The 14,536-nt window shown below is 43.7% G+C and carries 13 protein-coding genes; 5 read left to right on the top strand and 8 right to left on the bottom strand.

Going from position 1 to position 14,536, the window contains the following annotated elements:
• Positions 1-74: 74 nt before the first annotated feature.
• From rpoB to rplK, 5 genes are all read right to left on the bottom strand, one after another.
• On the bottom strand, positions 75-3,884 hold the full coding sequence (gene rpoB / locus G5B00_RS10120) for a DNA-directed RNA polymerase subunit beta (RefSeq protein ID WP_163874443.1): 3,810 nt from the start codon (positions 3,882-3,884) through the stop codon (positions 75-77).
• Between the two features lie 162 nt (positions 3,885-4,046).
• Positions 4,047-4,424 (bottom strand): 50S ribosomal protein L7/L12, encoded by a 378-nt coding sequence (gene rplL / locus G5B00_RS10115; protein WP_163874440.1) that lies wholly within the window; start codon positions 4,422-4,424, stop codon positions 4,047-4,049.
• Between the two features lie 80 nt (positions 4,425-4,504).
• Complete coding sequence (gene rplJ, locus G5B00_RS10110) at positions 4,505-5,023, bottom strand: 50S ribosomal protein L10 (RefSeq protein ID WP_163874437.1); 519 nt, start codon at positions 5,021-5,023, stop codon at positions 4,505-4,507.
• Between the two features lie 2 nt (positions 5,024-5,025).
• Positions 5,026-5,724, bottom strand: a complete 699-nt coding sequence (rplA, locus tag G5B00_RS10105; RefSeq protein ID WP_163874433.1) for a 50S ribosomal protein L1 — start codon at positions 5,722-5,724, stop codon at positions 5,026-5,028.
• A 22-nt stretch (positions 5,725-5,746) separates the two neighbouring features.
• Positions 5,747-6,190 (bottom strand): 50S ribosomal protein L11, encoded by a 444-nt coding sequence (rplK, locus tag G5B00_RS10100; RefSeq protein ID WP_163874431.1) that lies wholly within the window; start codon positions 6,188-6,190, stop codon positions 5,747-5,749.
• A 283-nt stretch (positions 6,191-6,473) separates the two neighbouring features.
• On the opposite strand from rplK, the gene G5B00_RS10095 reads away from it, so the two are divergent.
• The gene (locus G5B00_RS10095; RefSeq protein ID WP_163874428.1) at positions 6,474-7,433 is read left to right on the top strand and encodes a ketopantoate reductase family protein; all 960 of its coding nucleotides are present in this window, start codon (positions 6,474-6,476) and stop codon (positions 7,431-7,433) included.
• A gap of 6 nt (positions 7,434-7,439) precedes the next feature.
• Here G5B00_RS10095 and G5B00_RS10090 read toward each other — a convergent pair whose 3' ends face one another.
• The 3 genes from G5B00_RS10090 to sucC form a co-directional block, all read right to left on the bottom strand.
• Positions 7,440-7,847, bottom strand: a complete 408-nt coding sequence (locus tag G5B00_RS10090) for a hypothetical protein (RefSeq protein WP_163874425.1) — start codon at positions 7,845-7,847, stop codon at positions 7,440-7,442.
• Between the two features lie 56 nt (positions 7,848-7,903).
• Positions 7,904-9,349, bottom strand: coding sequence for an asparagine--tRNA ligase (gene asnS, locus G5B00_RS10085; protein WP_163874423.1), 1,446 nt, complete (start codon positions 9,347-9,349; stop codon positions 7,904-7,906).
• A 140-nt stretch (positions 9,350-9,489) separates the two neighbouring features.
• The gene (gene sucC / locus G5B00_RS10080; RefSeq protein WP_163874420.1) at positions 9,490-10,686 is read right to left on the bottom strand and encodes an ADP-forming succinate--CoA ligase subunit beta; all 1,197 of its coding nucleotides are present in this window, start codon (positions 10,684-10,686) and stop codon (positions 9,490-9,492) included.
• Between the two features lie 500 nt (positions 10,687-11,186).
• Between sucC and G5B00_RS10075 the strand changes: the two genes are divergently transcribed.
• Genes G5B00_RS10075 through G5B00_RS10060 form a run of 4 tightly spaced genes read left to right on the top strand, consistent with a single transcriptional unit; the run spans position 11,187 to position 14,506 of the window.
• Positions 11,187-11,840 carry an ABC transporter ATP-binding protein gene (locus G5B00_RS10075; protein WP_317168843.1) on the top strand — a complete coding sequence of 218 codons (654 nt, stop codon included), beginning with the start codon at positions 11,187-11,189 and terminating at the stop codon, positions 11,838-11,840.
• A gap of 45 nt (positions 11,841-11,885) precedes the next feature.
• Positions 11,886-12,356, top strand: a complete 471-nt coding sequence (locus tag G5B00_RS10070) for a hypothetical protein (protein WP_163874414.1) — start codon at positions 11,886-11,888, stop codon at positions 12,354-12,356.
• Between the two features lies 1 nt (position 12,357).
• Positions 12,358-12,918, top strand: a complete 561-nt coding sequence (locus G5B00_RS10065) for an HAD family hydrolase (RefSeq protein WP_240894451.1) — start codon at positions 12,358-12,360, stop codon at positions 12,916-12,918.
• Positions 12,919-12,928: 10 nt separating this feature from the next.
• Positions 12,929-14,506: a S41 family peptidase gene (locus G5B00_RS10060; RefSeq protein ID WP_163874411.1), complete on the top strand. Its 1,578-nt coding sequence runs from the start codon at positions 12,929-12,931 to the stop codon at positions 14,504-14,506.
• Positions 14,507-14,536 lie beyond the last annotated feature (30 nt).

The following is a 14,536-nucleotide window of genomic DNA, read 5'->3' as shown; positions in this document are numbered from 1 at the left end:
ATTTTTAGCGTTTGTTCTCAATGGAAAAATTGAGGGCTATGCCGTTTGAAAACCTCATAGGTCTTTGGGTAATATTAATCTAATGTGACATCTAATCCTAGGCCACGAAGCTCATGTACCAATACATTGAACGACTCGGGCACAGACGGCGTCGGCAAGTTGTTGCCTTTGACGATAGCCTCGTACGTTTTGGCACGACCTACGACATCATCCGATTTCACGGTCAAGATCTCCTGTAGGATGTTGGATGCACCAAATGCCTCCAAGGCCCACACCTCCATCTCTCCGAAACGCTGACCACCGAACTGGGCTTTACCACCCAATGGTTGTTGCGTAATCAACGAGTATGGTCCAATCGAACGGGCGTGCATCTTGTCATCTACCATGTGACCTAGTTTCAGCATGTAGATCACACCTACTGTAGTCGGTTGGTCAAAACGCTCACCTGTCAATCCGTTGTACAAGTATGTACGTCCTGATTTAGGCAATGCTGCTTTCTCTACCCACTCTTCCACTTGGTCCATTTCGGCACCATCAAAGATCGGTGTAGCGAATTTCATACCCAATTTTTGACCAGCCCAACCCAAGACGGTTTCGTAAATCTGACCCAAGTTCATCCGCGAAGGTACACCCAATGGGTTCAATACGATGTCCACAGGCGTTCCATCTTCCAGGAATGGCATATCTTCATCACGTACGATACGTGCCACGATACCTTTGTTACCGTGACGACCTGCCATCTTGTCTCCCACCTTCAACTTACGTTTCTTGGCAACATACACTTTCGCCATCTGTACGATGCCGGAAGGAAGCTCATCACCCACAGAAACCGCAAATTTCTCACGTTTGAACGTACCTAGTTCCTCATTCACTTTAATATTGTAGTTGTGAAGAGTCAACTTGATCATCTCGTTCTTCTCTTCGTCTGTCGTCCAGCCGGCAGGATTGACATTCACATAATCAAGATCTGTCAAGATCTTTTGTGTGAACTTGACTCCTTTGGCAACCAACAGCTCTTTATAGACATTGTAGATACCCTGGCTGGTCTTACCATTCACGATAGCAAATAGTTTTTCGACCAAACGGTCTTTCAATGCCTTCATGTTCTTATCGTGCGTAGTTTCCAGTTTTTCCAAAGCCTTTTTCTCGACTTCCTTGGACATTTTCTTCGCACGGGAGAACAGTTTTGTATCGATAACGACACCTTTGATGGAAGGAGGAGTCTTCAAGGAAGCATCTTTGACGTCACCCGCTTTGTCACCAAAGATGGCACGCAATAGTTTTTCTTCCGGTGAAGGATCTGACTCACCTTTTGGCGTGATTTTACCGATCAAGATATCGCCTTCGCTAACCTCGGCACCGACACGGATAATACCGTTCTCGTCAAGGTCTTTCGTTGCTTCTTCCGAAACGTTAGGAATATCTGCCGTCAGCTCTTCCTCACCACGTTTGGTATCACGCACCTCCAATTCAAACTCCTCAATGTGGAGTGAAGTAAAAATATCCTGAGACACCACACGTTCGGAAATCACGATCGCATCCTCAAAGTTGTACCCCTGCCAAGGCATAAAGGCTACCTTCAAGTTACGACCCAGTGCCAATTCGCCGTCTTCGGTAGCATAACCTTCGCATAGCACCTGACCTTTGGTTACTTTCTGACCTTTCTTCACGATAGGTTTCAAGTTGATGCAGGTATTCTGGTTGGTCTTCTTAAATTTGATCAACCTGTATGTTTTCACATCGTCATCAAAAGACACCAAACGATCATTATCGTTACGTTCGTAGCGAATCTTGATTTCTTCGGCATCTACATATTCTACCACACCTTCGCCTTCGGCATTGATCAAAGTACGGGAGTCACGGGCCACACGCCCTTCCAAACCAGTACCTACGATAGGAGCCTGTGGACGCAATAGAGGAACCGCCTGACGCTGCATGTTCGATCCCATCAATGCACGGTTGGCATCATCGTGCTCCAGGAAAGGAATCAACGAAGCCGCAATAGATGTAATCTGGTTAGGCGCAACGTCCATATAGTCTAGTTTCTCAGGCTCGATAATCGGAAAGTCACCCTCGTATCTTGCCTTTACTTTCGCATCCTCGAAGTTTCCTTTATCATCGTAGATTGCATTGGCCTGAGCGATAGTCTTGCCATCCTCATCCTCAGCGGACAGATAAACTACAGGCTCGTCGACTACGACCTTACCATTTTCTACCCTACGGTAAGGTGTCTCGATAAATCCTAGATTATTGATTTTTGCATGTACGGATAGGGAAGAAATCAAACCAATGTTTGGTCCTTCCGGTGTCTCAATCGTACACAAGCGCCCGTAGTGTGTATAGTGAACGTCACGTACCTCGAAACCTGCACGTTCGCGCGAAAGACCACCTGGCCCTAACGCTGACAAACGACGCTTATGCGTAATTTCAGCCAATGGATTCGTTTGATCCATAAACTGCGAAAGCTGATTCGTTCCGAAGAAAGAATTGATGACCGAAGACAATGTACGTGCATTGATCAGATCGGTCGGTGTGAACACCTCGTTGTCACGGATGTTCATACGCTCACGGATCGTACGCGCCATACGGGCAAGACCTACACCAAATTGAGCGTAAAGCTGCTCACCCACTGTACGTACACGACGGTTGGACAAGTGATCGATATCATCCACTTCGGCTTTAGAATTGATTAGGTTGATCAGATACTTCACGATAGCAATGATATCCTGACGAGTCAAAACTTTGGTCTCGGGATCGGTATCCAACTGCAATTTGCGATTGATGCGGTAACGTCCTACATCACCCAGATCATAACGTTTGTCCGAGAAGAACAAACGGTCGATAATACCACGCGCAGTCTCTTCATCTGGTGGTTCGGCGTTACGCAGTTGACGATAGATATGTTCTACCGCTTCTTTTTCCGAGTTTGAAGTATCCTTTTGTAAGGTATTATATATGATAGAATAGTCTGCATTGTTTGCATCATCGTCTTTTGCCAGGATGATAGACTTCACGCCAGCATCGATGATCAAATCAATGTGATCTTCTTCTAAAACAGTTTCACGTTCAAGGATGATCTCGTTACGATCGATAGACACCACTTCTCCGGTATCTTCATCCACGAAATCTTCTGTCCATTTGTTCAATACCCTGGCAGCCAAACGACGGCCAACGTATTTCTTCAATCCCGATTTACTGACCTTTACTTCGTCTGCCAGATCAAACAATTCCAAAATTTCCTTATCGGAATCAAAGCCAATAGCACGCAATAAAGTAGTTACAGGGAATTTCTTTTTACGATCGATGTAAGCGTACATGACGTTGTTGACGTCTGTAGCAAACTCGATCCAAGATCCTTTGAAAGGAATGACCCTGGCAGAATAAAGTTTAGTACCATTTGTGTGTCTACTCTGACCGAAGAAAACGCCTGGGGAACGATGCAACTGTGATACGATGACACGCTCGGCACCATTGATGACAAAAGTACCTTTAGGGGTCATATAAGGGATCGTACCTAAGTACACATCTTGTACGATGGTTTCGAAATCCTCATGTTCTTCATCATTACAAGACAACTTCAATTTTGCTTTTAAAGGCACGCTGTAAGTCAATCCACGTTCGATACACTCCTGTATATCATAGCGCGGAGGATCAATGAAATAATCCAAAAACTCCAGCACGAAAATGTTTCTTGAATCAGAAATAGGGAAGTTTTCTGCGAAAACCTTGTACAACCCTTCCTGATGGCGATTATCAGAAGTAGTTTCTAATTGAAAAAACTCCCTGAAAGACTCCAATTGCACATCCAAGAAATCGGGATAATCAATCACCTTCTTACTTGTAGCAAAATTTACTCTTTCGTTTTGAATATTAGTGTTTGCCAAGGGAATAAGATTTTAGTTTTAATAAAACTGAGCTCAACATTGCTGTTAAAATTTGATGGGAATGCACGACAGCAGGCATGTATTCCAATGCGAATGACAAAAAACAGGAATAGACTCTGGCAAAAATGACCAGAGTCTAATCCTAAAGGGTGCTATGAGAGATTACTTAATCTCAACTACGGCACCTGCTTCTTCTAATTGTTTTTTCAAAGCTTCAGCTTCATCTTTAGAGACACCAGCTTTCAATTCTTTTGGTGCTGCGTCTACCAAATCTTTAGCTTCTTTCAATCCTAGACCAGCCAAGTCTTTTACCAACTTAACTACTGCCAATTTTTGACCACCAGCTTCTTTCAAGATCACATCGAAAGATGTTTTCTCTTCAGCTGCAGCAGCTTCGCCACCAGCAGCAGGACCAGCAGCAACTGCAACCGCAGCAGCAGGCTCGATACCGTATTCGTCTTTTAGGATATCAGCTAGTTCTTTAACTTCTTTTACTGTTAAGTTTACCAACTGTTCAGCAAGTTGTTTTAAATCTGCCATTTTATTTTGATTTTTTTAATTTACTTTTAAATATTGTTGTTAATTAATGTACGAACGTTGTTTGTTTGATGAGGTGTTCGTTAGCCTCTTTGTTCTAAAGCTTTTACTAAACCTGAAACGGTATTTCCACCCGATTGAAGCGCGGAAATAACATTCTTCGCAGGAGATTGTAATAGAGCGATAACGTCTGCAACAAGTTCTTCCTTAGATTTAAGGGTGATCAAGGCGTCAAGTTGGTTGTCACCTACGAAAGCTGTCTCTTGGATATAAGCCGCTTTCAAAACAGGTTTGTCCCCTTCCTTACGCAATTGTTTGATCAACTTTGCCGGCGCGTTGCCTGTCTCTGAGAATAGGATCGTAGAAGCACCTTTGAGCACTCCGTTGATTTCTTCCGAATCTACCCCTGCTTCGACCAAAGCTTTCTTGATCAAGGTGTTTTTGGCCACCTGGATCACAATACCTTGCTCGTAACATTTGCGACGGATTCCATTGATCTTTTCAACAGTTAAATCAGCAGTGTCTGTAATGTAGAAATTACCGTACGATTTAATCTGCTCGGCCAAAGCTTGAACAATTTCTTGTTTTTCTTCTTTTCTCATGATTAAATACCTGCTACTGATTTAGTTTCGATATGAATACCCGGACTCATTGTTGAAGAGATGTGAATACTCTTGAAGTATGTTCCTTTAGCTGCAGAAGGTTTTAGCTTGGAGATAGTTTGTAATACCTCTAAAGCATTGTCATAAATCTTCTCTGCAGGGAATGACACTTTTCCTACTGAAGTATGGATGATACCTGTCTTGTCGACTTTGAAATCGATCTTACCGCCTTTTACGTCTGTCACAGCTTTGCCTACTTCTGTAGTTACTGTACCAGTCTTAGGGTTAGGCATCAAGTTTCTAGGCCCCAGGATACGTCCCAGTTTACCCACTTTAGCCATCACCGAAGGCATCGTAATGATGATATCAATGTCAGTCCATCCACCTTCGATCTTGCTGATGTACTCATCAAGGCCGACGTAATCTGCGCCTGCAGCCTTAGCTTCTTCTTCCTTGTCAGGAGTTACCAAAGCCAATACACGCACAGTTTTACCAGTCCCGTGAGGCAATGTCGCAATACCACGCACCATTTGGTTTGCTTTACGGGGATCTACGCCCAAACGAACGTCGATGTCCACAGAAGCATCAAATTTGGTGTTCGTGATTTCCTTTACCAAAGCCGCAGCTTCTTGTAGGGAATACGCTTTACCAGCTTCAATCTTGGATAGTGCCGCTTTTTGATTTTTTGTTAATCTAGCCACTTTCTTAAACTGATTTCGTTAATTAATTTTTCCAAGGAGCGTCACCTGCAACAGTGATACCCATACTACGAGCTGTACCAGCTACCATTTTCATTGCCGATTCTACTGTAAATGCATTCAAATCCGGCATTTTATCCTTAGCGATCGTTTCCACTTGCTCCCAAGTGATGGAAGCAACTTTCTTACGGTTAGGCTCGCCAGATCCACTTTTCAACTTAGCAGCATCTTTCAGCTGTACAGCCACCGGTGGAGTCTTGATGATAAAATCAAAAGATTTGTCGGCATAAACAGTGATAACAACAGGCAATACCTGGCCTGGTTTGTCTTGCGTACGAGCGTTGAACTGCTTACAGAAATCCATGATATTCACACCCTTAGCACCCAAAGCAGGTCCTACAGGAGGAGATGGATTTGCTGCACCGCCCTTCACTTGTAATTTTACTAACGCACTGACTTCTTTTGCCATCTTTCTGTGTTAATTTAATTTGTTAAATGTTTGTTAGTAAGTTGGAAGCAATAACGTAACATTTCTTTTTCGTTCAGCACAGAGCATAACTTTGCAACAAAACGAGGTGCAAAGATAACAAGAACATTCCAAACACACAAGGGTAATGACAAAATATTTAAATTTCTTAACATCAGGGACTTTTGCATTTCAAAATACCCCCCCTTCCCCTATACAATTGATTTTTTACTTTGTAGCTTTGTTCTATTAATAATACCTTATATAGTAAAGCAAAGATTTTATCATGACAAATATCCTTATCGTTGGCATCGGAGGTGTGGGTGGCTACTTTGGCAGCCTGCTGTCCCACACATTTGAAAAAAGCAACCGAGCCACCATACACTTTATGGCAAGGGGCCAAAATCTCTCGGCTATACAGTCCAGGGGCATACACATCAAATCGCTGCAAGGAGAGTTTACAACATTTCCGACCAAGGTATCCGATGATCCTAGGGCTTTCGGGCAGGTGGACTATATCATCCTCTGTACCAAAAGTTACGATATTGAAGAGACTATTCAGCAGCTGCGTCCCACAGTCAGTAAGAACACTGTTTTCCTTCCCCTGCTCAATGGTGTAGACAGTAGTGCACGTATCCAAAGCATTTTTCCAGACAACCTAGTAGCAGAGGGCTGCGCCAATATCATCTCCCGTCTGACCGCACCTGGCGTTATTGAAAATTTCAGCACCTTTCAGACCATTCGCTTTGGCGTACAAGGATCAGTACCGCCACAATTGAAGGTACTCGGCGATCTGTTTGAAGAAGCGGGCATCGATGTACATTTGACCGATCGGATCTGGTCAGCGATATGGGAGAAATTTATTTTTATTTCTTCGGCCGCAACGGCGACGTCCTATCACAACAAAACTTTTGGTCAGATAAAAGAAAATACCGCCTATAGAGCCGATCTGGAAAAACTGACCGATGAAATCTGTCTGCTGGCGCAGGCTAAGCTCATAGATGTCCCGGAAAATATAAAGGAAAGGGTTTTACAACTGTTCGACAATGCTCCGCCCGAATCCACGACATCTATGCACGCTGATTTTCTACGTCAAAAAGGCAAGACCGAAGTGGAATCACTGACAGGATATGTCGTCAAAGAAGGGGAACGATATGGATTGGATCTGCCTACTTATCGGAAGATGTATATTTACTTGTCCAACCCCAATCTCGCCCATACGTATACGGGATATAGAAAGGCGTAGACAGGCTTATTTATACGGCCTCTCCAATATAGCCGACTGAATAACAGCCTGCCGAAGATCAAATTGGAAATTTTCGACAACAGATTGGTGTTCAGTCTCCTGCTGTATACGTTTTTTATCCCGTTCTACCCTAGCTTGTTGAACTTTTTTTACTTCCTTGGGAACTTCGTATGGCACAACAGGGGGAACTTTTTTGACAGGCATAGGCTTGGAAGATACAACAGGTGGTGGTGTAGGAACCGGTGTATGACGTCTTGATGTCTCCGGAACTCCTTGTTGCGGAGGAACCGAACGCGGGACGGGCGGAACAGACTGCCTTCTTTTGGCAGCTTTTTCCATCTCCTCCTTGTAGCTCGTATAGATTTTATAGACTACGGAGCCAATGATCGCCAGTACAATAAAAATATTTTCCATAGTCTAAAGATAATAATTAATCTGTAGAGACGCAATGCATTGCGTCTCTACAAAAATTAAAATTCCGCATTCTTTGGTGTCCGTGGGAATGGAATAACGTCACGAATGTTGGTCATACCTGTTGTAAACAGCACCAAACGCTCAAAACCTACCCCAAAACCCGAGTGCGGCACCGAGCCAAAACGACGCGTATCCAGAAACCATTCCATCTCTTCTGCCGGGATACCTACTTCGGCCATACGAGCCAGCAACTTCTCGAGGTTTTCCTCCCGTTGGGAGCCACCGACCATTTCGCCGATACCCGGAAACAAGATATCCATTGCTTTTACGGTTTGTCTGCCCTGCGCATCCGGTTCATTCTGTTTCATATAGAACGACTTGATTTCCCTCGGATAGTCCGTCAAGATAACGGGCTTCTTAAAATGTTTTTCGACCAGATAGCGTTCATGTTCCGATTGCAGGTCTGCCCCCCATTCCTCGATGAGGTATTTGAATTGCTTCTTCTGATTGGGCTTGCTGCGTTTCAGAATCTCAATCGCGTCGGTATAGGTCACACGCTCGAAGTCATTGTCCAATATGAAATTGAGTTTTTCGATAAGGTTCAATTCCGAACGTTCGTTTTGAGGTTTTGACTTCTCCTCTTCCAACAAACGATTTTTCAAAAACTCGATCTCTTCCGGACAGGTTTCCAAAGCATATCGGATGACATATTTGAGCAGGGCTTCGGCCAGATCCATATTGTCCTCGATCTCGTAGAATGCCATTTCGGGTTCAATCATCCAAAATTCAGCTAAATGCCGTGTAGTATTGGAGTTTTCGGCACGGAATGTAGGCCCAAAGGTGTAGATATTGCCAAAGGCCAATGCCGCCAGTTCGCCTTCCAATTGCCCAGATACGGTCAGATTAGTTGATTTTCCAAAGAAATCTTCTTTATAATCGATCTCTCCTTGCTCATTGCGGGGGAGGCTATCAAGATCCAGCGTCGTGACGCGAAACATTTCGCCTGCACCTTCAGCATCGGAACCCGTAATGATCGGAGAGTGCCAATAGACAAAGGCTCTGTCCTGAAAAAACTTATGAACAGCAAATGCCAGGGCATTGCGTACTTTGAAAACGGCATTGAAAGTGCCGGTACGCATGCGTAAGTGGGCGATTTCACGCAGGAACTCCAAGCTATGCTTCTTCGGTTGCAATGGATATTTTTCCGGATCGGAATCACCGATGATCGATACTTCGGTCGCTTTCACCTCTACCTTTTGGCCTTTGCCCAATGACTCCACCAATTGCCCTTTGACACGTACGGCCGCTCCGGTCGTGATTCTTTTTAGAATCTCATCCGGTGTATTTTCAAAATCCACTACAGCCTGTATATTATTGATAGACGAACCATCGTTGATCGCAATAAATTGGTTGTTGCGGAAAGTCCGTACCCAACCTTTGACAATGACTTCTTTTCCGTATTCTTCGGATTGCAATAGTTCTTTGATACGTGTATGTTCCATGTGATGAAAAAGGATAAAAATAATAATCTGCTTATTTTCTTAAGCCTGACAAAAATAAGTTATTTGGTTGGTTTATGGGGAATAAAAAGGTCGGCTTTTTTTTGGAAAAGCCGACCTTTTTATTATCGTAAAGCAAAGACTTACTTCCCTTCCAATACTTTTGTTACCAATTCCGCTGCTTCTTTCAGCAAGATAGCTGAATATACCTGCAAGCCCGATTCGTCGATCAGTTTTTTCGCTTCGGCCGCATTGGTACCTTGCAGACGCACGATGATCGGTACCGGAATATTTCCGATTTCTTTGTAAGCATCGATCACACCTTGAGCCACACGGTCACAACGGACGATACCACCAAAGATATTAATTAGGATAGCTTTTACGTTCGGATCTTTCAAGATGATGTTGAATCCGGCTTTGACCGTTTCAGCATTAGCTGTACCGCCTACATCCAGGAAATTTGCAGGTTCACCGCCCGCCAATTTGATGATGTCCATGGTCGCCATAGCAAGACCGGCACCGTTGACCATACAACCTACGTTACCGTCCAGTTTAACATAGTTCAGATTGGATTCTCCGGCTTCTACTTCTGTAGGATCTTCTTCCGAAAGATCACGCATCGCCGCGATATCAGCATGACGGTAAAGGGCATTTTCATCCAGATTCACTTTCGCATCCACCGCCAAAATTTTGTCATCAGACGTTTTCAATACCGGATTGATCTCGAACATGGACGCATCGATAGAATCATAGGCTTTGTACAGAGCAGCTACAAACTTCACCATATCCTTGTGCGCAGCACCAGACAAGCCCAGGTTAAAAGCTATCTTACGGGCCTGAAAACCTTGCAGTCCTACTTTTGGATCGATTTCTTCCTTAAAGATCAGGTGAGGAGTTTTCTCAGCTACTTCTTCGATATCCATACCACCTTCAGTCGAATACATGATGATATTGCGGCCTGTAGCACGGTCCAATAACACGGATATGTAAAATTCTTTCGTTTCACTTTCTCCAGGATAGTACACATCTTGTGCAACCAATACCTTGTGGACCTGCTTGCCTTCGGGGCCTGTCTGTGGGGTAACCAACTGCATACCGATGATATCGGTAGCACGTTGCAACACTTCGTCGTGGTTTTTGGCTAGTTTGACACCACCACCTTTACCACGGCCACCCGCATGGATCTGTGCTTTTACCACAACCCAGTCCGAGTTGAGATCATCCTTCAATTTTTTCGCTGCTTCGACAGCTTGCGCAGGCGTTTCGGCAACGATACCTTCCTGTACCCGTACGCCAAAACTTTTCAGTATTTCTTTTCCTTGATATTCGTGAATGTTCATCGATAAAAAATTTGGTGGTAAAATTAGTGTTTTTATTCTTAAGAGACAATAGCTTTATTGAGTTAGTTTTGGTGTCTGTTTAGCCTGCAACCCATATCTCCCCTCGCTATATGAATCTATTTTGCCTCGCCCTAATTAAAAGTTTGATTTCCGTAGGGATATTGTTAAGTTTATTTACCTCCAAGAATAGAACAATGTTACCATATAGCAGGATGCATAAACTACTATATTCCTGCTTTATCCTTACTATATCCCTACTATATCTATGCTTTATCATCTCCATAAACCAGCATGAAATAGGGAATTGTTGTATCATTAGCAACAGATACGTCCAAAAAGGCATCCAGGCATGTGCGAAGTAAGTTAAAAAGTAAATTGTGGCACCCAAGGTATTCGCGATTATGCCAGCGTATGAACAGCCCATTGAAAGGTTGATGTCTTTTCCTTAGTTTTTCATGCATACAGGGTTAGTAGGATAATTTTACTAACTTCGTAGGATGATATTGAGCGCAACGAATATATTCAAATCCTACGGCTCCCTGCCTATTCTCAAAGGTGTGGATCTGACCGTGGACAAAGGCGAAATCGTGACCATAGTAGGTGCATCGGGAGCGGGAAAAAGCACGTTACTACATATTATAGGTACATTGGACAAAGCCGACAAGGGTGAGCTGCTCATCAATGGAGAGGCTATACATACCCTCTCGGCGAACGCATTAAGTGCCTTTCGCAACGAACATATCGGGTTTGTGTTCCAATTCCACCACCTATTGCCGGAGTTTACAGCATTGGAAAATGTCTGTATCCCGGCTTTTATCAAAGGCGAACCAAAGTCAAAAAGTGAAAAAAGAGCATTGGAACTCCTGGATATCTTGGGGGTGACCGACAGGGCACATCACAAACCTTCCCAATTGTCGGGCGGCGAACAGCAGCGTGTCTCTGTCGCCAGGGCATTGGTCAACAATCCTTCCATTATCCTTGCAGATGAGCCATCCGGCAACCTCGATTCAGAGAATGCGGCTGCCCTGCACCAACTCTTTTTTCATCTGCGTGACACCATGAACCAAACGTTTATTATTGTGACGCACAATGAAGAATTGGCCAACATCTCGGACAGGACCGTACATATGCGGGATGGATTGATTTATTCTTGAAGCCAGAAGTTGGAAAGTAAAAATTGCTGAAGTGAATTTGGACTAATGGAAAAGATATTGATCACATACGCTACAAGGCCATTGGGCCTACGTATTGCAAAATTGTTGTCAGCTTCTTTTGAAATAGAGAAAACGACCTCAGACGAAATCCCATCTGTGCTCAGATCGGCGTATACAGCTATACCCCGAGGTCAAAATCCCACCTACGCACACGAACTGCTGAAACTCGCCCTAGACAAAACCTGCCAATATATACTTCCTTTGGGCAAAGAAGAGGCTTTTACCTTGGCAGAGACATCCCTTTTGTTCGAAGAGTATGGCATACAAGTACTGTGTCCGCCAAAAGAACTGCTTGCTGCAATAGATTGTCTTTCAGATCCTCCTGCCGATCTACGGCTAAATCTGCTCCGGGACAAGAAAGATATGATATCGGGCGAAGTATTTGCTGATTCCGAATGGAACGGTCTGTGCATCGTGTCCGATTCAGGAGATGATTTTGTGTTGGTAACCGTATAAGATGATGATCAATATACAAGCTATTCCGCTAGACAAAGAGGTTTATTGTTTTGAATTGGACGATGTACTTTATCCTAAGCAGGATTACCTATTACAGGTATACTATTTGTTTGCCCAGTTCATAGAGTTTACCGAAGGATCTCCTCATGCATCCGAACTGACTGCTTTTATGAAGAACACCTATCTCCATCAGGGAGAGGATGCTATGTTTTCACTTGTGCAACAGACATTTGGCTTGGACGAGAAATATAAAGAAAACCTGGAGCGATTAAAAGTCAACGCCCATTTGCCCTTGAAGCTGTTGCTATTCAAAGAAGTTGAAGATTTTTTAAACCTATTGTTCGCAAAAGAAAAAAAAATAACTATATTGACCGGAGGAAACCCCGTTGAACAGCTGAACAAATTAAAACACGTAGACTGGGGTACACTGGAATCACACAAAAACTCATTAAGGGTTTATTTTATCGATGAGCTGGTGTATCGAAATTATGAGCCGATCAAATTTATTGCAAACGAGTTTGGGATCGATACGAAAGAAATACATCTTATTCAAAAATGGTAAATAGAAAATTATGAAAAAAAGATGGTCATGGGTAGGGGCGCTTTTGCTTGTTGCTGCATTTGCAGCCTGCAAAAAAGATGTCAAAGATCCCTATAAAGGTGAGGTAAAACCACCGCAAACAAGCAAGACTTACGAAACGGATGCCGTTGAGAATCTGGTAAAAGATTCCATTTTTTATTATACCAAACTCTTCTCCCTTTGGCAAGACAAATTGCCCCCAAAGAACATAAACGATTTGGACAAGAAGGATTATATCCGCCACAACTACACCCGTTATTTCCCCCGTGGTGAAGATGTCCTGGATTGGATGGTCAGTATCCCCAAGGATGCCAAGGGCAATCCCATTGACCGGTTTAGCTTTCTCGATCGGGAAGGCGTCGTTAGTGGAGAGATACAAGATGCTATAGCGACCAGCTTTGGGATGTATGTCATCTATTTGCAGACCGAGGACTCTGGCAATAATGCCCATCTGTATATACGTATGGTGGACAACAACTCATCAGCCAACTCAGCCGGAATAGAAAGAGGGGACAGGATTATGAGTATCAATGGCAATACGGCCATAGATTACAATTCCCAACGCGCTAAAGATTTCAAAGAAATCGACAACTATCTATTGAAAGAAACTAATCTAACCGTCAAGTTCAAGAAGCCATCCGGAGACGAAGTAACAAGGACCATCACCAGTGCACAATATGATCTGGATCCGGTGCTAAATCATCAAGTCATTGAAACAAACAATAAAAAAGTAGGGTATCTGGCTTTCAGTTCTTTCGTCAGCATAAAAAAATGGGTGAATAACATAGAAACTCATACCCCTATGTACGATCGTTTTGAAAGTATTTTCAACGGCTTTGAATCACAAGGAATAGATGAATTGGTCGTCGATTTACGTTACAATGGTGGCGGTTCTACCCTCACAGCCGAATATCTCGTAGACAGAATTGTGCCGCCTAGCGCAAACGGAAAATTGATGTACCGCTATGAGATCAATGCCCTTCTCAAGAGTTTTGGGTGGGATAAATCCGGGGAAGAGCCCGGCCCCTTTGCTCCTATAAATATTTCCAAAAAAGGAACACTCGACCTCCAAAAGGTGTACTTTTTAGTGACCAAAGGATCAGCATCGGCCAGCGAGCTGCTGATCAATGCATTGAAACCCTATATGGAGGTGTACATGATCGGCACATACGGCAGCAACGATAACGGTCAAGCCGTCGCAGAGAACACCTATGGAAAGCCTGCCGGTTTTTTTGAATGGCCAATCGTGAATGATGACATCGGCTTGTATGTGACTTCTTTCAAAATGTACAATGCCCTCGGTCAAGGCGATTATTTCAATGGACTGACACCCAATGCCCACGTTTGGGAATTTGCGCCTGGCAAATTCCTGGCTTTTGGGGATCGCAGCGAATCTATGTTGTCCACAGCCCTAAACCATATCAGTACAGGTTCTTTTTCTCCTATGATGGCACTCCGTTCGGGAGAAGAAGGATGGACAAACCGTCCAAAAGCGTATGTAGGCATCCAGGAAAATATGCGGCGAAACAACATGTTCAAGTTTAACAGAGGCGATGTAAAATTAAGATAGCTTGTCTTTCCGGGGATCAGGAATAAGTTT

This window comes from Parapedobacter sp. SGR-10, assembly GCF_011030405.1.
Lineage (GTDB): Bacteria > Bacteroidota > Bacteroidia > Sphingobacteriales > Sphingobacteriaceae > Sphingobacterium.
This window is presented reverse-complemented; position numbering and strand designations above follow the sequence as displayed.